Source organism: Collinsella sp. TM09-10AT, from assembly GCF_003436275.1.
Taxonomy (GTDB): domain Bacteria; phylum Actinomycetota; class Coriobacteriia; order Coriobacteriales; family Coriobacteriaceae; genus Collinsella.
On the sequence record NZ_QSOP01000026.1, the window covers coordinates 1 to 21,112 of the forward strand.

13 protein-coding genes, 1 tRNA gene and 1 other RNA gene are annotated in these 21,112 nt (G+C 61.1%); 11 read left to right on the forward strand and 4 right to left on the reverse strand.

What is annotated here, in order from left to right:
• A partial coding sequence (locus tag DXD77_RS10590; protein ID WP_233506789.1) for a hypothetical protein occupies nt 1–295 on the forward strand: 295 nt, incomplete at its 5' end.
• A 96-nt stretch (nt 296–391) separates the two neighbouring features.
• Here the strand turns inward: DXD77_RS10590 and DXD77_RS09165 are convergent.
• Nucleotides 392–943, reverse strand: a complete 552-nt coding sequence (locus tag DXD77_RS09165) for a LemA family protein (protein WP_199409032.1) — start codon at nt 941–943, stop codon at nt 392–394.
• A 211-nt stretch (nt 944–1,154) separates the two neighbouring features.
• Here DXD77_RS09165 and DXD77_RS09170 point away from each other — a divergent pair, with 211 nt between their 5' ends.
• The gene (locus tag DXD77_RS09170) at nt 1,155–1,739 is read left to right on the forward strand and encodes a TetR/AcrR family transcriptional regulator (RefSeq protein ID WP_117648500.1); all 585 of its coding nucleotides are present in this window, start codon (nt 1,155–1,157) and stop codon (nt 1,737–1,739) included.
• A gap of 3 nt (nt 1,740–1,742) precedes the next feature.
• Here DXD77_RS09170 and DXD77_RS09175 read toward each other — a convergent pair.
• Nucleotides 1,743–1,832 (reverse strand) — tRNA-Ser (locus DXD77_RS09175).
• 51 nt (nt 1,833–1,883) lie between these two features.
• On the opposite strand from DXD77_RS09175, the gene tadA reads away from it, so the two are divergent.
• Nucleotides 1,884–3,665, forward strand: a complete 1,782-nt coding sequence (tadA, locus tag DXD77_RS09180) for a tRNA adenosine(34) deaminase TadA (RefSeq protein ID WP_117648501.1) — start codon at nt 1,884–1,886, stop codon at nt 3,663–3,665.
• Between the two features lie 360 nt (nt 3,666–4,025).
• On the opposite strand, the gene DXD77_RS10430 is transcribed toward tadA, so the two are convergent.
• Nucleotides 4,026–4,199, reverse strand: a complete 174-nt coding sequence (locus tag DXD77_RS10430) for a hypothetical protein (protein ID WP_158549130.1) — start codon at nt 4,197–4,199, stop codon at nt 4,026–4,028.
• 266 nt (nt 4,200–4,465) lie between these two features.
• Between DXD77_RS10430 and DXD77_RS09185 the strand changes: the two genes are divergently transcribed.
• Complete coding sequence (locus tag DXD77_RS09185; RefSeq protein WP_117648502.1) at nt 4,466–12,079, forward strand: Spy0128 family protein; 7,614 nt, start codon at nt 4,466–4,468, stop codon at nt 12,077–12,079.
• A gap of 94 nt (nt 12,080–12,173) precedes the next feature.
• Nucleotides 12,174–12,269: signal recognition particle sRNA small type (gene ffs / locus DXD77_RS09190), an RNA gene on the forward strand.
• Nucleotides 12,270–12,617: 348 nt separating this feature from the next.
• Here ffs and DXD77_RS09195 read toward each other — a convergent pair.
• Nucleotides 12,618–13,478: a hypothetical protein gene (locus tag DXD77_RS09195; protein ID WP_147325439.1), complete on the reverse strand. Its 861-nt coding sequence runs from the start codon at nt 13,476–13,478 to the stop codon at nt 12,618–12,620.
• Nucleotides 13,479–13,873: 395 nt separating this feature from the next.
• Between DXD77_RS09195 and DXD77_RS09200 the strand changes: the two genes are divergently transcribed.
• From DXD77_RS09200 to DXD77_RS09225, 6 genes are all read left to right on the forward strand, one after another.
• On the forward strand, nt 13,874–15,739 hold the full coding sequence (locus DXD77_RS09200; protein ID WP_117648504.1) for an ABC transporter ATP-binding protein: 1,866 nt from the start codon (nt 13,874–13,876) through the stop codon (nt 15,737–15,739).
• Nucleotides 15,740–17,599: an ABC transporter ATP-binding protein gene (locus DXD77_RS09205; RefSeq protein WP_117648505.1), complete on the forward strand. Its 1,860-nt coding sequence runs from the start codon at nt 15,740–15,742 to the stop codon at nt 17,597–17,599.
• 127 nt (nt 17,600–17,726) lie between these two features.
• Nucleotides 17,727–18,278 carry a flavodoxin family protein BilS gene (gene bilS / locus DXD77_RS09210; RefSeq protein ID WP_117648506.1) on the forward strand — a complete coding sequence of 184 codons (552 nt, stop codon included), beginning with the start codon at nt 17,727–17,729 and terminating at the stop codon, nt 18,276–18,278.
• A gap of 784 nt (nt 18,279–19,062) precedes the next feature.
• Nucleotides 19,063–19,584, forward strand: a complete 522-nt coding sequence (locus tag DXD77_RS09215; protein ID WP_255413166.1) for a signal peptidase I — start codon at nt 19,063–19,065, stop codon at nt 19,582–19,584.
• 70 nt (nt 19,585–19,654) lie between these two features.
• Nucleotides 19,655–20,374 carry a SipW-dependent-type signal peptide-containing protein gene (locus tag DXD77_RS09220; protein WP_117648508.1) on the forward strand — a complete coding sequence of 240 codons (720 nt, stop codon included), beginning with the start codon at nt 19,655–19,657 and terminating at the stop codon, nt 20,372–20,374.
• A 90-nt stretch (nt 20,375–20,464) separates the two neighbouring features.
• Nucleotides 20,465–21,112 carry a hypothetical protein gene (locus tag DXD77_RS09225; protein ID WP_117648509.1) on the forward strand — a complete coding sequence of 216 codons (648 nt, stop codon included), beginning with the start codon at nt 20,465–20,467 and terminating at the stop codon, nt 21,110–21,112.

Genomic DNA, 21,112 nt, shown 5'->3' on the forward strand with positions numbered 1-21,112 from the left:
CCGTGGGTTATACCCTAAGAGCAAACCACCCTTTTTAAGGGTGGTTCTGATTTTTGCTTCGCGCCATGTGGGGGTGGTGGCGACGTGCATTTTTGCGAGTATTCTGCAATCGAAGGCCCTTGCATACCGACCTCGGGCGAAAAATCGGGATTTATCGATGTTTTCTACGAATGATGGGCGGGGTTATGGGCTGACAGCATTTGATTTGCAGGGATATTCGCGGTCTTTGGCATTTATCGTGGCGCTCGAAGCTGTCGGGCATGCTGAATACTCCCAAAAATGCACGGCGCCTTGAGGGGGACCTTCGCGACAAAGGAAACCGCCCCGTCGAAGTATGCATTCGACGGGGCGGTTTATGCATATACCCGATTAAAGATACGCTGCGGATCTGTTAGAACTTGACGGTCGGAGCCTGGCGGGCGGCCTCGGCTGCCTCGAAGCCCTGGCGCTCCTTAAACTGGAAGATGCCGGCAAAGATAACGGCCGGGAACGTCTGAATAGCGTTGTTGTAGCTGAGCACGCAGTCGTTGTAGCTTTGGCGTGCATAGCTAATCTTGTTCTCGGTATCCTCGAGCGATGCCTGGAGCTGCGTAAAGTTGGTGTTCGCCTTAAGGTCGGGGTAGGCCTCGGCCACGGCAAAGAGCTGGCGCAGCGCACCGGTCAGCACGTTGTCGGCTTCCATCTTGGCCTCAGGGGTGGTGGCGCTCACGGCGGTGTTGCGAGCGCTGATCACGGCGGAGAGCGTCTCCTGCTCGTGCTTGGCGTAGCCCTTAACGGTCTCCACCAAGTTGGGGATCAGGTCGTTGCGGCGCTGCAGCTGCGTGTCGATGTTCTGCCAGGCGTTATCGATGCGATTGCGCTTGGTGACCATGTTGTTGTAGATGCCGGCGATGGCGCAGACAATCACAACGACAACAACGATACCGATGATGATGGTAGCCATGATGTCTCCGTTTCGAATGGCAGCGGCGTTTTGCGCCGGCCGTTGTTGGTATAGCGTATCTAGTATACCCGCAACCTTTGGCGGTGCCGAACTTTCCGGTAAGCGTTATGTTTCAACTAGGGAGGGGGCGCCAATATCGAACGGGTGGTACGGGTGTAAGATATGCGACAAATTAAGGAATGCTGTCTTTTCCTTGAGGAGGGCGATACGTATGGACCTTCGCATCAAGAAAACCTATCGGGCCCTGTTCGAGGCCTTTACTGAGCTGCTCGAAGAGCATCGGTTTGAGGACGTGACGGTTGCCATGCTGTGCGACCGCGCTATGATTCGTCGGACGACGTTCTACAAGCACTTCCGAGACAAAAACGATTACTTTGCCTTCTACATCGATGAACTCATGTCGGGCCTGCCGCAAAAACGGGCCGATGCGGATGGCGCGGAGGGCGCCGAGGACGTGCGCGCGCTTCGCCACGAAGTGTTCGCCGATGCCATGGATCTGATTCTGGCGCATGAGCAGCTCATGGATAACATTTTGGCGAGCAGTATGTCGGGCATGCTGACCAGCATGATTTGCGACCGCATCGCGCGCTCCATACGCGGGCGCGTGATGAGCGCGCTTGACGAGGATGCGCTTGCGCCCGTATCGCTCGAGACGACGTCTGAGTTTGTCGCCGGCGGCATTATTCGGCTCTTTACCGTGTGGTGGGAATCGGGCCACGTACTGGAGCGCCGATCCGAAATCGCCGACGTGGTCGATGCGCTGTTCGAGCGGACCATGACGCCGGTGAGTCACTAAGAGTGGCGGAGAGAGGGGGATTCGAACCCCCGGAACGCTCTCGCGCTCAACGGTTTTCAAGACCGCCGCATTCAACCGCTCTGCCATCTCTCCGTGAGTCGTAATGATAGCATCGTTTTGAATTTGCAACAGGGAAGGCGAACGATGACGATCACCGAAATCGACGAGAAGTTCATGCGCGAGGCGCTGGCGGAGGCTCGCGCCGCCGCGGCGGTGGGCGAGGTGCCCATCGGAGCCGTAGTGGTGCGCGACGGCGAGATCGTCGCGAGGGCGCACAATCGGCGCGAGCTCGACCAGGATCCTTCGGCTCATGCCGAGTTTGCGGCCGTGTGCGCCGCTGCCCAGGCGCTTGGCCGCTGGCGCCTTTCCGACTGTACGGTCTATGTGACGTTGGAACCCTGCTGTATGTGTGCGGGGCTTATGGTCAATGCGCGCGTGGGGCGCTGCGTGTATGGTGCGAGCGACGCCAAGGCGGGTGCGTTGGGATCTCTATACGATTTGAATGCCGACTCGCGCCTGAACCATCGGTTTAATGTGACCGCCGGCGTGCTGGCAGACGAGTGTCGTGAGGTGTTGAGCAGCTATTTTAGTGGGCTGCGTGGCACCGATGGTGCTGGCTGCGGTTGTGGGGCCGATCTTGAGGCACATGCCGCTCACGCTGAGGCGCTCGCGTGTGCCGAAGATATCGTCGTTGAGGCGGTCGATTTTGGTGCCGCGTGCCGCCGGCCCCGCCGTGTGCTGTTGGCGATCGACTCCTTTAAGGGCAGCGTTTCGAGTGCGCAGGCGGAGGCGGCGGTTGCCGAAGGCATGCGCCGTGTGTGGCCCGATGCCGAGGTGCGCACATTGCCGCTGGCAGATGGTGGTGAGGGAACGCTCGATGCCGTTGCCGCCTGCGGTGGCGAGCTTGTGACCTGCGAGGTTGCAGGGCCCTTGGGCGAGCGTGTGCCTGCCCGGATGCTGGTTGATGTCGAGCATGAGTCGGCTGTTATTGAGATGGCCGAAGCCGCGGGCATCGGGTACTCGCCTTGCACGGAGTCGTCGGCGCTGGCTGCTACAACCTATGGCGTGGGTGGGCTGATGCTCTGTGCGGTTCGTGCCGGGGCAAAGACTATCTATATTGGCTTGGGCGGCAGCGCCACCAACGACGGTGGCGCCGGTATGCTGCAGGCGCTGGGCGCGCGCCTTGTCGATGAGCACGGCCGCGATATCGCTCCCGGTCTCGCGGGTCTCGAACACGTGGTGAGTATCGATTTGGCGCCAGCGCTTCGGGCGCTGAGCGGCGCGCGTGTCGTGGTGCTTTCCGATGTCGAGAATCCGCTTGTGGGGCGCCGAGGCGCCCTAGCGGTGTTCGGTGGGCAGAAGGGCCTGCCGGCGGATGATGCCGAGGTGCTGCGCAGGTGTGACAGCTGGATGGTCGGCTACGGCCGCCTGCTCGATACGGCGATTGCTAGGGCACGGGCTCAGGGGTTGCTGCGCACGCCCAAGGGCGCACGGACATTTGGCTCGGTGCTCGGCGTGCCCGGCGCGGGCGCCGCCGGTGGCTTGGGCGCGGCGTTGCTGGCGCTCGGCGCGGAGCTGCGTTCGGGCGTGGAGACGGTGCTCGATCTGATTGGGTTTGACGAGCGCGTGCGCGATGTCGACCTGGTCATAACGGGCGAGGGCAATATGGATGAGCAATCCGCTGCCGGCAAGGCGCCGGTGGGTGTGGCTCGTCGTGCGAAGCGATATGGCAAGTCGGTGGTCGCCGTCGTGGGCGGTCGCGCCGTCAACCTGGATGCGGTGTATGGACAGGGTATTGACTTGGTTTTGCCGATATGCCGCAAGCCTATGTCCCTCGACCAAGCGCTTAATCCGCAGGAAGCTACGGCCAACCTCATTTGCGCCGGCGAGGCAGCCGCTCGATCCTACGACCTCGCCCGCCTCTAAAACCCATCTCTCTATAAGTTGCGGTGGAATACGGAGTGTTTTTGCCTTTAAGGTGCCAATTCAGTCCGTATTCCACCGCAACTTCGTGAATGGTCATCCGAGGCTGGCCGCCTTGGGCCTTGGGTCGGACCTTCCGTCACGAAATGCGGCCATCTACTACGTTTAACGGAACACCGTCGATCATCCCGAATTTTGCGAAATTAAAACCGCAGGTAGAAAGCTTGCCGATTTTCGAAAAAGTCGGCTATGGTCGACCCCTGCGACCTAAACGTAGTAGATAGGCCCTTTTCGTGGCGCAGCGTCAGACCGGTCTTTTTGGGACTAGGAAAACACTCGTAAAGGCATGTGAATCTGAACAATTTAATCCTGCGCCCTGCGGCGCTCGATGGTGTTGTCTGGGAATCGGAGACTATGCGCTTCAGGTGTTGGCGCCGCCATTTGTGTGCCATTAGTAGATTGCTCTTCGTTCAGTTGTTCGCCGATTAATCCTGCCAATTTATTACCATTTCGGGCGAAGACGTGGATTATCTCCATGATGGACCTCTTTGGGCATAATGTTGTCTTTAATCTGTCCTAATCAATAGATCGCTCTTGGGAAGAGAGGGCGACACCAGAGGGGGAGAAGGGAATTGGAGAGGAAAGTTTTCGGCGGGGGGGGGCGGAGAGTCGCTGCTCTCTGCCTTGCGCTGGTTCTCGGCTTCGGATGTTTATCCGTTGGCGCGACGGCCGGTGTCGCATATGCGGCCACGGCATCGCGGACTGCGTATACTGCGGAGGAGTTTGAGATCACCCAGGACGGCGTGACCTATTCGTGCGAGACCACGGATAAGGGCACGGCGGAAATCACAGGTATTGTTGCCGACGACAGTGTGACCGCGGTGAGTGTGCCCAGCTCTATCGAGCATGGTGGCCAGACCTACAAAGTCACCAAACTTTATTTCTCGTCTGGTATCGTGGCCAAGAACGTTGAGCAGCTGACGCTTCCCGACACGCTCGAAAAAATGTACGGAGGGAATTTCCGGAGGTTCGCAAAGGTCAAGGAGCTCCATATCCCTGGCTCCATCAAGAACTTCGGTTGCTCGCTGCAAAACGCTGGCTCGCTCGAAAAGCTCTATTTCGATGAGGGCGTCGAGGAGATTAGCGCCAACATGATGGTCTATGGCTGCAGCAACCTTTCGGAGATCGATCTCCCCTCCACCCTCAAAATGATTTCGGGCTCGGGCGCCTTCGAGGGGGCTACGGCCCTCACGGGCATCGAGTTTCCAAAAGATGTCGCCTTCTCCGACACCATAACGGGCGTGTTCGAAGGCTGCACGTCTCTGACAAGCGTGTCGTTGCCCGCTTCGGTTACCAAGATCCCCTCGCACATGTTTGACGGATGCACCTCTCTCACGTCCGTCACCGCGCTGAGCGAAATCGAGTCCATCGGGGATGGGGCGTTTCAGAATTGCTCGAGTTTGACCGGCATCGATTTCCCGGGCACATTGACGAGCATCGGATCCTCTGCTTTCCAGGGGTGCGCCAGCCTGGTGAGCGTGCCCAATCTAAGCAAGGTGACAAAGATGGGCAGCGGGGCTTTTCAAAGCTGCAAAAATCTGCGGGCGTCCGTGGACCTGTCCTCGCTTCAGAGCATTCCGGGCCATGCGTTTTGCTATACGCCGGTTAAGATCGTGGGGCTTTGCGACAACCTGAAGAGTATCGGTGACTGGGCCTTTATCCAGAGCAACGTCGCCGTCCAGCTTCCCAGGACACTTGAGACAATTGGCGACTACGCCTTCTATTACGGCACGTTGCCGGAGCAGCTTTCCATTCCGGATTCCGTGACTTCCGTTGGCAGGGCAGCCTTCTCGGGCGTAGGTGGCGTGAGGGATGTGATGATCGGGCGCGGCCTCACCAAAATACCCCGGGACATGTTTGACGGCAGCACGGTTCAAAAGATCACGATCGAAAACAGCAGGGACGACATCACCGGCTCGGAGAACCTCCCGTCCTCTGGCGTCGATATCGTCTACACGCGCGAGCACATCGATGACAGCGTCGGCGATACCGTGAGCGATGGCGGCACCAAGACCCTTCAGGAGCTGGTCAACGAGGCGCCGCGTGGCGAGGAAACCGTCATCACCCTGAAAAAGCACGTGAAGCTTGGCTTCACGCTCACGATTCCTGCCGGGAAGATGATTAAGATCACGTCGGATGAGCCCCATACCATCTTGGCAACAAAGAATAGCGGCGTCTCCGTACTGGTCAATGTTGCCGAGAGGGCATCCCTCGAGCTGTCGGGGAAAGCGTCCCTGAGGGGTCGCTACAACAAGGGCGCCATTATTTCTAGCAGGGGAGCGGTTGTGCTCTCTGACGAGGCCGTTGTGTACGACGGCACCACGAGCGGGGATAGCGCGGGCGCCGTCGACGTGTCGGGAGAAAATGCCTCGCTTACTATGACGGGCGGCGTTATCGAGCAGTGCGAGCTGCGCCATTCGTATTGCGGTGCCGTTCGCGCGTCCAGCGGCGCTCATGTAGTTATGAGGGGTGGCGTTATCCGTAACAACGGAGTCGTTACCGGGGCCACCAATTGCTATTGGCTTACATCTTCTGGCGTCATTTTGTGGGGCAACGCTCGCTTTGACATGAGCGGAGGCCGCATCGAGGGCAACAACGGTTATCGAGGCAGTGCGGTGCTTGCGTACGGCCAGGGTAAGGGCGAAAACCAAAGAGCCAAGTTCACGATGACTGGTGGTCAGATTTCCGGCAACAGGAGCAGTAGGCTGGAGGCGGCCTACGATCCTTCCGGAGCAGTTCATATTGAGGGCAACGCCAAGTTCACCATGACGGGTGGAAAGATTGAGAACAACGTTGCGTCTGGCAAAGGCAAAGGCGGCGGAGTGTGTGTGGTCGACCCGGGCTGTCAGAATAGCGAAAAGGGGAATACTGCTTTCATCATGCAGGGCGGGTCCATATCTGGCAACTCCGCTTCCGCCGGTGGAGGTGTCTATACCTATTCGAATGACGTCACGCTCAGCGCGGGCAAGATCGAGGGTAATACTGCTTGGAGCATGGGCGGCGGCGTGTATAGCGAAGGCAACGAGTATCTTGGCTATAGTACGCTCCATATCGAAAACGCTCTCGTTGCTGATAACCATGCGGATAAACAGGGCGGCGGCATGTGGTTCTGCCCTACCGGAGATGCCAAGGTCTACGTCCGGGACGGCGGCCTGATCGCCAAGAACACGGCTGACGAGGCGGGAGACGACTTCGTCTTCACCGGCGCCAAAGACGCCAAATACAAACTGACCTTGGCCAACCGCGCTCCGGGCGGCGGAAAGGTCAGCTGGTACAGAGACGGCGGACTGTTTAACCCCGAGGGCACCACTGCGGCAACAAACCCCGAAATCCCGCGATTTACGCCCGATGGTGACAACGGCGAGCCCCTGTCCTTTACCGACGCCACGCCGAACGTCGCGCTTAAATCTGTGATGAGCGAGGATGTGTATAACCTCGGCGGCGGCCAGACGTCGCTGACGATCTCTGGCAATACGGCGCCGTTGGGAGGCGGCATCGGCGCCAACGGCGGTGTTGTCATCGGCAAGTCCGAGAGCATTAACATTCCAGTCGAAAAGGTCTGGGAGAACCCCAGGATTCCCCATCCTAATAAGGTCAAAGTAAATCTCAAGAACGGCGATACCGTCATCGATTCGATCACCCTGAGCGAGTCCAACGACTGGAAGGGCGTCTTCTCCAGCCTGCCGCAGCGTGATGCTTCCGGCGCCGTGATCGACTACACCGTGGCCGAGGACGCCGTCGAGGGCTACAGCTCCAAGGTCACCGGCGACGCCGAGCACGGCTTCACCGTGACCAACACCTCCACGGCCAAGGTCTCGGTGCCCGTCGAGAAGAAGTGGGTCGGCCCGGCGGCCGCCAAGGCCACCGTGCGCCTGCTCGCCGACGGGAAGGACACCGGCGAGTCGGCCGAGCTGTCAGAGTCCAATAACTGGAAGCACTCCTTCGAGGGCCTGGCCAAGTACTCCAAGTCCGGCGCCGTGATCGACTACACCGTGGCCGAGGACGCCGTCGAGGGCTACAGCTCCAAGGTCACCGGCGACGCCGAGCACGGCTTCACCGTGACCAACACCGTGAAGACGGGCGAGCTCGACGTCTCCAAGGCCGTCGCGGCGCGCGAGGGCCTGGCGGTCGACGCAGGCAAGACATTTGAGTTTGCGGTCGAGGCCACCGATGCCGCGGGCCACGGCGTGTCCGGCACCTACGGTGACGCGACGTTCGAGGGCGGCGAGGCGACCCTCAAGCTCAAAGATGGCCAGATGGCGAGGATCACGGGACTGCCCGCGGGAACCGCCTACACGGTGACCGAGCGCGCCGCCGCTGGCTACAAGGCTGCAGTGAACGGAGCCGAGGGCTCCAAGGCCGAGGGCTCCATCGCGGCAGACCAGGTCTCCTCCGCCGTCTTCACCAACACCTTCGACCCCGCCCCCGCCACGGCGTCCGTCCCCGAGTTCACCAAGGTGCTCGCGGGCGGCCGCAAGCCCGGCCTCCAGAAGGGGGAGTTCGCCTTTGAGCTCTCCCTCACCGACGGTGCGGGCAATGTTCTCGAGGGCTACCCAATCGAGGCGAAGAATGACAAGGACGGCAAGGTTTCCTTTGGCGAGCTCAGCTTCACCAATCTGGGCACCTACCACGCGACCGTGACCGAGAAAGCAAGCGGCGATGTCCTGATTGAGGACGATGCGCACGCCTACACCTTCGACATCGCGGTGACTCAGACCGGTGCCGGCCTTAAGGCCGAGATCTCCAACGAGCGGGGCAAGAAGACCTTCACCAACACCTTCACGCCGCACGACAACACCAAGACCGTCACCAAGGCGAACGCCTCGGGCGCCAAGGTCGATGTGGATGGCAAGCCGGTGGGCGTGGGCGATATCCTCACCTATACCATCGGCTGGGCCAATAACAGCGTCGACGACAGGGGCGTCGCGCAGGCGGCCGACGTGACGGTGACCGATGTCCTGCCCAAGGGCGTTAACTATGTTGAGGGTTCTGCCAACGGTGCCGCCTACGACGCCGCGACGCGCACCCTTACCTGGTCGCTCGGCGAGCAGGCTGCGGGCGCCACGGGCACGCTCAGCTTTGACGTGAAGGTCTCCGCCGAAGCCGCCGTGGTCGACGACATCGCCAACACCGCAACGGTCAAGGTGGGGGAGAACGAATCCCAGACCAACACGACCCACAACAGCGTGTCCCGCGAGGGCAGCCTCACCGTCAAGAAGACGGTCGTCGGCGGCGACAGCCAGCGCGAGTTCGGCTTTGCGGTCACGCTGACCGACGGGGACGGCGAGCCCGTCTCCGGCACCTTCGGCAAGGCCAAGGACGTCGTGACCTTCACGGACGGCAAGGCGACCTTCACGCTTAAGGACGGCGAGGAGAAGACCGTCGCCGGCCTGCCCGTGGGCGCGCGCTACACCGTGACCGAGGACGCCGCCGAGGGCTACACGACTGCGGTCAACGGGGCCGACGGCTCCAAGGCCGAAGGCGCCGTGACCGAGGACGGCGCGACCGTCGCGTTCACCAACACGTACGGAACGGCCACCGAGGGCAGAGACGTCTCCACCGCGGGGCTCTTCACCAAGGCGCTCGAGGGTCGCGACTGGGCGGAGGGCGACAGCTTCCAGTTCACGCTTACGGGCGAGGGCGGCGCCCCCATGCCCGAGGGCTCTGCCGACGGCTCCAAGACCGTCAGCGTGACGGCTGTCGCCGGAACCAGGGCGGGCGATAGGGTCGCCTTCGACTTCGGCTCCATCCTCTACACGCTCGACGACATCAAGGACGCCGGGTTCGCCGAGGTCGGCGGCAAGCGCGTGCGCGCCAAGACCTTCACCTACACGGTGCGCGAGGTCAGGCCCGATGACGGCTCCGCCATCGCCGGCGTGGCCTACGACGGCCGCGTCGCCACGATGACGGTGACCGTGACCGACGACGGTTCCGGCAACCTCACGGCCTCGACGCCCGCGATCGCGCAGGTGAGCGGTGGTGACTTCGTCAACACCTACACGACTGAGCTCGACTATTCGGCTCGCGCGGGCGTGCGCCTGTCCAAGACGCTCTCCGGTCGCGCCATGGAGGCGGGGCAGTTCGCCTTCACCGTGGCCGCCGACGCCGAGACGGCCGCCAAGCTCGGCCTTAAGACCGACAAGGACGCCTACGCCGTGGCCGCGGCTGATGACGGCGCGGCCGACCTGGTCGACCTCATCGGCAGCAACGCCAAGGGCGACGTGAAGTTCACCGACGCCGACGCGGGCAAGAGCTACAGCTTCACCGTCACCGAGACCAAGCTCGGCGGCGAGGGCTACACCAACGACACCGCGCCGCGCACGGTGACCATCGCGCCCGGCTACGACGCCGCGACGGGCAAGCTCACGGTCACGACCACGGTTGCCAAGGACGGTGTCGAGGTCGCCCGTGGCGAGGTCTCCACGGCAGATGACGCCACGGCGGCGCCCGCGCCCGTGACGGTCGCGTTCGAGAACTCCTACGAGGCCACCGGCGTGCTCGGCGGCGAGGGCAGCGTTGCAATTAACGCCACCAAGACGCTGGCGGGCCGCGCCGCGGCGGCAGGCGAGTTCTCGTTCTCCGTCCGCGATGCCCAGGGTAACGTGGTCGCGACCGCGGCCAACCAGGCCTCCGGCGACGGCGAGGCCGCGGGGCTCGCGTTCTCGCCCATCGCCTACACCACCGACTCGCTTAAGCAGATGGTGGCGGACGGTACCGCCATCAAGGCCGCCGATGGCTCCTGGGTCATTCCCTATACCGTTTCCGAGGACGGCACGGACCGGCTGCCCGCGGGCGTGACGGCGGCCGTGTCGAGCTTCGGCATCACGGTCAAGGTGACCGATAACGGCAAGGGCGGGCTGGATGTGGCCGTGGCCTACCCCGAGGGCTCCGACGGCACGCTGTCGTTTGTGAACGGCTATAGCGCCGGCGAGGCGACGGTCGACATCGCGGGCACCAAGACGCTGGCGCTCCGCCAGGCTGGGCTCGGCCTCACGCAGGCCGACATCGCGGGCAGGTACACCTTTAAGATCGAGCCGCTGGACGGCGCGCCCGCACCGGTCGACGCCTCCGGCAAGACGGTGACCGAGGCGACCAACGACGCCGCCGGCAACGTCGAGCTGGGCCACGTCACGTTCAGGCAGCCGAGCGACCTCGATGGCGTCGAGATCGACGGCGACGGCCTGCGCACCAAGACGTTTGCCTACCGGGTGAGCGAGTCCGGTTCGGTCGACGGCGTGGCCAACGACGCGACGGCGACCAGGACCTTCACGGTCAGGGTGGTCGAGAACACCAACGCGGGCACGCTCGCCGCGGAGGTCCTGCCCGCAGAGGGCACGCCCGAGGGCAAGGGCGCGTTCGAGTTCACCAACACCTACGGCGTGGACCCGACGCCGAGCTCCGTCACCGACCAGATCAAGGTGAGCAAGAAGCTCAAGGGCCGTGGCCTGGCCGAGGGCGAGTTCGAGTTCCAGCTGGTCGAGCTTGCCGCCGACGGCAGCGAGAGCGTCGCGGCGACGGGCAAGAACGCCGCCGACGGAACGGTCGAGCTCAGCCCCGTCACCTACACCGCGCCCGGCACGCACAGCTACGAGCTGCGCGAGGTCGCCGGCACAGCGGGCGGCGTGACATACGACAGGGCGACGTACCGCGTGCGCACGACGGTCACCGATGCCAAAAACGGCACGCTCACCGTCAAGCACGAGCTGACGGATGCCGAGGGCAATGCCGCGGGCGACACCTCGGTGACCTTCACCAACGGCTACCAGGCCGCACCCGTCACCCTCAAGCTGGGCGCCGCCAAGGTGCTCAAGGGCGCCGACCTCAAGGCGGGCCAGTTTAGCTTTGAGCTCAAGAGCCGGGACGGCAAGGTCATGTCGACCGCCAAGAATGCCGCCGACGGCAGCGTCACGTTCGATGCACTGACCTTCAAGCAGGCCGGCACCTACACCTTCACGGTGAGCGAGGTCGACGACGGCCAGGCGCACGTGACCTACGACAAGGCGGTGCACAAGATCGTCGTCACGGTGAGCGACGAGGCGGCAGACGGCACCAAGACGGGCTATCTGTCGGCGAAGGTCTCCTACGAGGGCGACGCCAACCTGCCGCCGGTCTTCACCAATAGCTATGCCGAGAATCCCGGGACCCCCGGCACCCCCGAGAACCCCGGCACGCCGGGCGGCGGCTCGGGCGGCGGTTCCGATAACGGCTCCGGCAGCGGCTCTAGCGGCGACGGCTCCAAGGGCGGCATGTCCGACACCGGCGACCGCAGCCTGCCGCTTGAGGCGCTCGGCGCCATGGCCGGCACCGGCGCGCTGACCGCAGCGGGCGGCGCGGTCCTGTACCGCAGGCGCCGCTAGCGATATGGACGAGTGGGGCGAATCCATCCGATGGGTTCGCCCCACTTGCCGTGGCGGGCGGGAGCAGGTAAGATATACCGAGCGCCTAGCGCGTTCGATGGGTTCGGATGACGACATGTTCCGAATCTGGTCAGGTCCGGAAGGAAGCAGCCATAAGGAGCCTCTGTCGGGCATCCGAATCCATCGAGTGCGCAGGCGTTTTTTGGTGCCGCGGCTACCCGCGAGTGCCGGCAGGGCGCTTGGTGTCTCGCTGGTCCTCGGCTTCGCCTGCGGGATCGCTCGACTACCAAGCGCCCTGCCGGCACTCGCGGGTAGCCGACCAAAACCGCCTGAAGGGTCACATTTATCTGAATAATTTAATCCCGTGCCTTTTGCTGCTCGCTGGCGTTGTCTGGGCATTGATGGCTACGTAGTTTAAGAGGCGGCGGTGCTGTTGTTTGAATTTTTGCAGTTAAAGAGGCCCGTTTCCCTAGGTGGGGAAACGGGCCTCTTTTTGTCTCTGGGCTTGTGGATTGGCGAAGACAATAACCGCTGGCAGCTATTTTGAGTTCTTGATGCGGCGTGTGGCAGTGGCGGTTATTCCGAGGCCTGCGGCGGCGACTGCTACGAGTGCGATTGCGCTCGGTGCTGTGTCGCCCGTGTTTGCGAGCTTGCCGGCGGTCGTATCTGCTTGCTTGCCGCTGCTTGTGTTCGCTTGCTTGGTGGAGCTTGGTAGGGCGTCTTTGCCGGTTGCAGGTGAGCCAACGGGCGGTGTCGCCTCGGCGGGTTGCGCTGAGCCGGAGGGAGGCACTGTCTCGGTCGGTTTCGCTATCTCGGGCGAGGTGGCCTTGTCTGCCGCGGCCTTTGCCTCTTCGTATGCTTTGCAGGCATCGTCATAGGCCGCTTGCGCCTTTTCCAAATCGCCGAGGAGCGCATCTCGCTTGGCTACGTCTTCATCGATGTGGGCTTTGGCTTCCTCTGCCTCACTTTCGAAATACTGAACCCGTTTTTCCTGGCTTTCGAGCCGGCGTTGGCAGCGGTGAAGATCATCTTCACAAGATTTTTCTCGCCTTTCTGCCGACATGATCTCACCTCGCAACTGCTTAATAGTTTCGTTAGAAGCTCCGTCGTCGATTGCCTTATTTAATTCTGCCTGAAGGCCGCTTGTCCGGTTGTGGGCCTCATCGTATTTGGCTTGGGCTGCATCGACGTCCGCTTGCATAGCGGGAAGGGGCTCCCTCCGTTTGGCGGCTTCCGCCACCACCATGTCGTAGATCTCTTGAAAAGCGGCAATGTCATCATCGATTTCCGCAAGTTTCTCGGGACTTGCGGCAACTTTTGCGGCCTCGAGGTTTTTGAGCGCTTCCTGCATGGCTGCATACGCTTTTTCTTTAGCGGCGGTCGCATCTTCCGTCTGCAAGGCAACTGCACCGGTGGGGGAACTGGTTTCTGCCGCGATCGCCGTTACGGGGGGGCGATTCCCGCGACAAGTGCCGCGGAAAGGGCGATGCCCACAGTTGCTCGTCTTGCTCTTCTTGCGAGAATGTCGTTCATCTCGGCACCTCATTTCAAGGGTCGGCGACTAACTTGGTAGCACTACTGTAAGTATACCAAGCGATTGGTCCGCCGGTGGCCGGGTATGCGCATACACCTCTCCGCTTCTCTGTAACCTTGATTGGCAACTTCATCCGAACACTTCCCACTTCTTTGTAAACCGAATTCCACTAGAAATGACGAGCGGCTTACTCATCAGTTGGGGCGACAGTACTATCATGATTCGAATTGAGTGTGAATGATGATAGGGAGCGCCTTTTTATGATTGAGCTGCTCAGGCGTTTTGGTGGTAAGTTTCGCCGGTATATGGTGATCGGCCCTGCGTGCAAGCTGATCGAAGTGATCTTTGACCTGCTTACGCCGCTGGTCATCGCTCAGATGATCGACAAGGGCATTGGGGCGCACGATGTGGACACCGTCGTCCACTACGGTATGGTGCTTGGCGCCATGGCTGTAATCGGCATCTCGTTTACGCTCGTCTGCCAAAAGATGGCGGCGCTCACCTCGCAGGGCATGGGCACCGATATCCGTGGTGCGCTCTACGAGCACTTCAACAAGCTGAGCTATGCCGAACTCGACCGCTTCGGCACGCCGTCGCTCATCACGCGCATTACCAACGACGTCAACCAGGTGCAGCTCGCCGCGGCGCTGGGCGTGCGTATGCTCATCCGCTGGCCTTTCCTGGCGGTGGGCTCCATGGTCGCGGCCCTTGCCATCGACCTTAAGCTCGGCATGATCTTTTTGATCTGCACGCCCGCCATCGGCCTGGTGTTCTGGTTTGTTATGGCGCGCTGCATTCCGTACTACAAGCAGCTGCAAGCAAAGCTCGACCGCATTGCGCTCATTTGCCGCGAGGGCCTTTCGGGCGCCCGCGTGGTTCGCGCCTTTGTGCGCGAGGACCATGAGCGCGAGCGCTTTGCCCAAGCCGCCGATGACCAGGCCAATACTGCCATCGCGGTGGGCAAGCTCTCGTCGATTCTCAACCCCGTCACGTTTCTTGTAATGAACCTGGGCGTGTGCGCCATCCTGTGGGTGGGCGGCATTCAAGTCAACGTGGGCGAGCTTACGCAGGGCCAGGTCATGGCGTTTGTGAACTACATGACGCAGACCCTGACCTCCATCGTGTACGTCGCCAACCTGGTTGTGGTCTTTACCAAGGCGAGCGCCAGTGCGTCGCGTATCAACGAGGTGCTCAATTGCGTGCCGAGCATCACCGACGAGGGCAACGAGCCGGTCGCACTGCCCGAGCCGAGCGAGCTGACAAGTGGTGCCACTCCCGTTTTTGCGCTGAGCTTTGACCATGCGAGTTTTTCGTTTGGCGCGGGCGCTGCCAACGCCGTCGACGATGTGACCCTGGAACTGCCGCTGGGCAAGACGCTCGGCATTATCGGCGGCACGGGCAGCGGCAAGTCCACGCTCGTTTCGCTTATCCCGCGCCTGTACGATGCGAGCACCGGCAGCGTGAGCGTGATGGGCGCCGATGTGCGCGCCTGGCCGCTCGACCAGCTGCGCCATGTGGTCGCGACTGTCCCACAGCGTGCGTCGCTGGTGAGCGGCACCATCCGCAGTAACCTGACCTGGCGCGACGAGGCGGCGACTGACGAGGAGCTTTGGGCGGCGCTCGATATGGCGCAGGCCAGCGAATTCGTGCGCAACAAGCCCCAAGGCCTGGATGCCCCGGTCGAGGCGGGCGGCAAGAACTTTAGCGGTGGCCAGCGCCAGCGCCTGACCATCGCACGTTCCCTGGTGGGCTCTCCACAGGTCCTAATCATGGATGACTCCGCCTCGGCGCTCGACTTTAAGACCGATGCGGCGCTTCGCCATGCCATTCGCGAGCGCAGCGTGCGCGGTGCCGCCGAGGGCGGGCTGCCGCTGACGACCGTCATCGTGAGCCAGCGCGTCTCGACCGTTCGCGATGCCGACATGATCTGCGTGCTCGACCACGGCTCGGTCGCGGGCCTGGGTACGCACGACGAGCTGTACGTAAGCTGCCAACTCTATCGCGAGATTTGCCAGTCGCAGCTTCGCCGCGAGGAGCTCGAGGGTCAGCAGGGGAGTGCGGCGCCCGCGTCCGTCCCAAGCGCCCCGATCGCCTCCACATCCGCCTGCGCAAAGGAGGGCTGCTAAATGAACCCGTACACTTCTTCCGGCTCGGTCGCTACGATGACGGCCAACGTGTCCGGCAACGATAACCTCAACGACTTGGGTGACGGTCCGCGCCAGCCCGGCGACCCCGAGCGCTATCCCGTGGGCGCGGTGACCCGCCGCCTGCTGGGCTATGTTCGCCCGCACCGCATTTCGTTTGCGGCGTCGTTTGTGAGCGCTGCTATCTCGGTGATCTTGCAGCTCTACACACCTATTCTCATCGGCGAGGGCATCGACCTCATCGTTGCCGCCGGGCAGGTGGACTTTGACGCGCTGCTGCCGCTCGTTACCAAGCTCGCGATTGTCGTGGTGGGCGCGGCGGCCTTCCAGTGGCTGCAGGGCTACTGCGTCAACCGCCTGTCCTACGAGACGGTGCGTGACATGCGCGTGGAGGCGAGCGACAAGCTCAGCCGCATGCCGCTCAGCTTTATCGACAGCCACGCCCACGGCGACCTTATGAGCCGTGTGGTCAACGATGTCGACCAAGTGGGCGACGGTCTGCTGCAGGGCTTTACCCAGCTTTTCACCGGTGTTATCACCATCGTTGGCACGCTCGCGTTTATGCTCTCCATTAACCTGACCATGACGCTCGTGGTGGTGCTCGTCACGCCGCTTTCCATTTTTGCAGCCGGCGCCATCGCCAAGCTTTCCAACAAGAGTTTTACGGCCCAGCAGCGTATTCAGGGTCAACTGGGCGGTCATATCGAGGAGTATGTGGGTGAGCAAAAGCTCGTGGACGCCTTCGCCTACGGCCCGCACGCTCAGCAGCGCTTCGATGCCCTTAACGCCGAGCTCTATACGGCAGGTGAGCGCGCGCAGTTTATGGGCTCGCTTTCCAATCCCGGTACGCGCTTTATCAATAACATCATCTATGCCGTGGTCGCTGTGATCGGCTGCGCGGGCGTGATCACGGGCGTGCCTGCGGCGCTCACGGTGGGCGGCGTGCAGATCTTCCTGTCCTACGCCAACCAGTACACTAAGCCGTTCAACGAGGTCACCAACGTTATTACGCAGATCCAGACTGCGTACGCCTCGGCGCGCCGCATGTTTGCGCTGCTCGATGCGCGCGAGCAGGAACCCGATACGCTAGATGCCGTGGAACTTGCCGCCCCGCAGGGTGAGGTGACCTTTGAGCATGTGGACTTTAGCTATGTGCCCGATCGCAAGCTGCTGCAGGATATCTGCATCGAGGCCAAGCCCGGCATGCGCTTTGCCCTCGTTGGCCCCACGGGCTGCGGCAAGACTACGCTCATCAACTTGCTGCTGCGTTTTTACGATATCGATGCCGGACGCATTGCGGTGGATGGCCGTTCCTCGCGTGACTACACGCGCGCAAGTCTGCGCCGTGCCTTTGGCATGGTGCTGCAAGATACTTGGCTGTTTGAGGGCACGGTGGCGGAAAACATCGCTTACGGTTGTCCCGATGCCACACGCGAACAGGTTATCGAGGCGGCCAAACGCGCGCATGCGCACAAGTTTATCGTGCAGCTGCCGAAAGGCTACGACACGGTGATTGGCGAGGACGGCGGCACGTTTAGCCAGGGTCAAAAACAGCTGCTGTGCATCGCGCGCGTCATGCTCACCGATCCGGCGATTCTGCTGCTGGACGAGGCAACGTCGAGCATCGATACGCGTACCGAGCTGCAGGTGCAGGCGGCATTCGACGAGCTCATGGCAGGTCGCACAAGCTTTGTCGTGGCGCATCGCCTGAGCACCATCCGCAACGCCGACTGCATTCTGGTGATGCGCGACGGCGAGATTATCGAGCGCGGCACGCACGACGAGTTGCTAGCGGCAGGCGGCTTCTACGCCGAGCTCTACCGCAGCCAATTCGCCCAGTGAGCAAGCCCGTGGGGCAAATTAATCAATCGACAGACGGTGGTTTACATCTGTCACGTTAGTACTAAGATATTCATCTAATAAACTGCATTAATGGCTCGAGTTTCGGGGGAAACGAGGCAACGTGACTATGACATGCTCTATGGTGGTCAACAGCAAGAGCGGTAATACCAGGATGGTTTCGGGGGCGATCAAGCGCGCCCTGCAGGCTGCGGGCGTTGAGTTTGTCCACGCCGCGGCGTTGAGCGACGATGCGGACGCAGATCAGGTTGCGCTCGAGGCGCAGGGCGCCTGCGCGGCCGACACGGTGCTCGTCGGTTTTTGGTGCGACAAGGGCGCGTGCACGCCTTCGGTCGCGGCGTTGCTCTCCGCCTTGCACGGTAAGCGCGTCTTTTTGTTTGGCACCTGCGGTTTTGGCGCCGACCAGAGCTATTACCAGCAGATTATTGATCGCGTAACTTCCAATTTGGCTGGGGATGCCGAGCTTGCGGGCTGGGCGATGTGCCAGGGCAAGATGGGCCCCGCGGTCAAGCAGCGCTACGAGGCCATGCTCGAGCAAGATCCCGATAACGCCCGATTTAAGATGCTGCTCGACAACTGGGTTGCCGCGAAGGACCATCCCACCAAGGAGGATCTGGACAACATGGCGGCGGCGGCCAAGAAGGCCGTGCTGGGCGAGTAACTTCGCTGTTCGCGGAGCCGTGCGTTCAATCGTACAAACGTGAAAGCCTCGAAGTTCTCGAGGCTTTTTTCGTGACACGAGGGCGCCCCTTTATTGATGGAAGGCCTAATAAGCTGATTGCTCTATGCCCGGATGTGTGCGGAGTGGGATGGGATTTCCGGATGGGTGGGGTTTCGGAAAATGCGTCCCGGAATTTGCCTTTGGAATGGGATGCGGTTTCCCGTTGAGGGTCTTGGCGGAAAGTGCGACCCGGAATTTGTGATCGGAGTGGGATGTGGTTTCCCGACGGGGGCACAAGCGGAAGCCGTATCCCACTCCGGACGGGAATTCTGGGACACAGTTCTCAGAGGATTATGGGCTGCGAACTACATGGGGCCGTCATAAAACTCCGGTAAAAGGGGGTCGGAAATAAATGGCACTTCCAGTAGTTTCTTTTAATGTGGGGGGGGGTACCATTATTTTAGTTTCGCAAAAAATCGATCCCTCTATGGGGAAGTTGCGTAGGGGGTTAGTCACAGATATTGGATAGAACAGACTAATTTGGGGATAAATGACCACTTACGCCAAAATAGGTAGCATTTGGCGACAAAACATTGAAAAATGTGTAGCACATCGCTATGTTTTTATTACGAAAAGATTCCAAATTGGCTTATTTCGGACTCACTTTTCAAGCGCCTTGCGGTTCCTGTTGAAACTTGCTGACCTTTGGATGGGTCGAATAGGGCCTCAAGGGGGATGAATTATCACTTTGGCTGCGCGTAGACTCAAACGATTTATTGCACTTTTGAGTAGCTTGGCGTTCGCGCTTGTCATAGCCCTTGCCGTTGTTTCTTTTGTGCCTCGCGCATTTGGATACATGCCCTTTGCTGTGCTCTCGGGCTCTATGGAACCCGAGCTTCCCGTTGGCTCCATGGTGTTTGTTCGCCAGGTTGAGCCAGCGGATATTGCCGTGGGTGACAATGCAACCTTTTACCGATCGGATGGCGCCGTGGTGACGCACCAGGTGTACGAGATCGACCCTGCTGCGCAGATGATCGGCACGCAGGGCATTGCAAACAATAATGCAGACGGAAGCATCATGCACGATGCCGAGCAGACGCCATTTTCGCGCGTGATCGGCACTGTTTCCTTTCGTGTCCCTTACCTGGGCTTCGTCAACGCTTATTGCACGACGATGCCTGGTTTGCTTGTTGTGGTGGCCGTTCTGGCGCTGCTGATCACGGCGTCGATAGTGCTCGATCGGATGGTTCCCGACGAGCCTGCGGGCAAGCATGCCCGTGTGCATGAGAGGGAGCGGCGTTCATAGCGGCAGGGAAAAGCGTCGGCGGCGGTAGGGGCCGTTGCCGGGGAAGACGATTCTCGAAAGGAAGAGAACGATGGAAAACAAGAAGAAAAAGCGCTACGGCATCATTGCCGCCCTGTTGCTGTTGGTGCTGGCTGCCGGCGTTGGTACCTACGCCTGGCTGTCGGCGACCCAAACCAAGGTGAATGAGTTCACGGTTGGCAGCATCGACAAGCCTGAAGTGAAGCCCGACCCTGATCAGCCGAACAAGCCCGGCACTGATTCCACGGACCCCTCAGTGGATGGTTATCTGTTCGAGACCAAATGGACCGATAACTCCAAGATGATTCCCGGCACCACCATCAATAAGAACCCCAACGTCGGCATCGGCAAGGATTCCGATAGCTCCTATGTGTTCATCTATGTGAAGAACGCAATTGTGAAGACAGACGCCGAAAACGCCCTTGCCAAGACCCCGTACTTCACCCTTAATTCCAACTGGAAACCGGTTGCTACTGACCAGGTGAAGACCAACGGTAGCGAAGGCCAGTACGTGAGCGGTCTGTTCATGTATACCGCTGATGGCACCAGCACTCCTGCAGAGCTTACTCCCGCTGATGGCAAGGCTGCTTACACCGGTGAGCTGTTCAGCACCGTGCATATCCCGGCTGGCATGAACAATACGGATGTTGTTCAAGGTCCCGCTATGACAGTCTCCTGCTACATCTTCGGTGCCGACCAGAAGGGCGACAAGGCCGATGCTGCCACCAACGCCCTTGAGCAGGCCAAGGAATGGGCTAAGACTCAGGCTTAATCCCCCCTCCACCGAGATCCCGGCCCGCTCCCCATCCCCATTTTCGGGCCGGGATCTCGGTCCCCCTTTGATCGACGACTGGCGAACGTAATGCTCAACAATCTTTCCAACAATCAGAAACGCACCTTGGCGCTTGCCGCGATGGCGTTGTTGGCCCTGGCGTGCCTGTGCGGCACGCTGGCTTTCACCGTTGATATGGTTCCGGCGAACAACGTTCTATCGTTTGGCAGCGTGAAGGTACGAGTCTGCGAATACACGCTCAACGAGCATGGCGAGGAGATTCCGTTTGAGCCCAACGAGCACGGGGACTATCCCGACACCAAGGCCGGGGGCTCTGACATCAGCCGCATTGTGCGCGTGGAGAACGTCGGCGCGCAGCCTGAGTACGTTCGCGCGCGCCTACGCATGACGTCAGTGGCACCCGACGGTTCGAGTGCGGATGCTTCGGGCAGCGTTGCGTTTCATGTGAACGCGGGCGAGGGGTCCCCGTGGATCGACGGCGGCGATGGGTGGTACTACTACCGCGGATTGGCCGGGCGTGGCGGCACGCTCGACCCCGGCGCCATGACGGAAAGCCTCATGGACTCGCTGCGCTTTGTGGGCGACTACCACGATGCCGCGCGCGGCGGCTCATTCAGGCTCGATATCGATGTTCAGGCCGTGCAGGCCAAAAACCAGCAGGCAAGCGATACCGCCCTCGACGTACTTGACGTTGTGGGTTGGCCGGAGGCGAACTAG

Excerpts from the sequence above, each read along its gene's own strand:
- DXD77_RS09165 (WP_199409032.1), bottom strand. The coding sequence starts at position 943 with ATGGCTACCATCATCATCGGTATCGTTGTTGTCGTTGTGATTGTCTGC.
- DXD77_RS09170 (WP_117648500.1), top strand. The coding sequence starts at position 1,155 with ATGGACCTTCGCATCAAGAAAACCTATCGGGCCCTGTTCGAGGCCTTT.
- tadA (WP_117648501.1), top strand. The coding sequence starts at position 1,884 with ATGACGATCACCGAAATCGACGAGAAGTTCATGCGCGAGGCGCTGGCG.
- DXD77_RS10430 (WP_158549130.1), bottom strand. The coding sequence starts at position 4,199 with ATGGAGATAATCCACGTCTTCGCCCGAAATGGTAATAAATTGGCAGGA.
- DXD77_RS09200 (WP_117648504.1), top strand. The coding sequence starts at position 13,874 with ATGATTGAGCTGCTCAGGCGTTTTGGTGGTAAGTTTCGCCGGTATATG.
- DXD77_RS09205 (WP_117648505.1), top strand. The coding sequence starts at position 15,740 with ATGAACCCGTACACTTCTTCCGGCTCGGTCGCTACGATGACGGCCAAC.
- bilS (WP_117648506.1), top strand. The coding sequence starts at position 17,727 with ATGACATGCTCTATGGTGGTCAACAGCAAGAGCGGTAATACCAGGATG.
- DXD77_RS09220 (WP_117648508.1), top strand. The coding sequence starts at position 19,655 with ATGGAAAACAAGAAGAAAAAGCGCTACGGCATCATTGCCGCCCTGTTG.
- DXD77_RS09225 (WP_117648509.1), top strand. The coding sequence starts at position 20,465 with ATGCTCAACAATCTTTCCAACAATCAGAAACGCACCTTGGCGCTTGCC.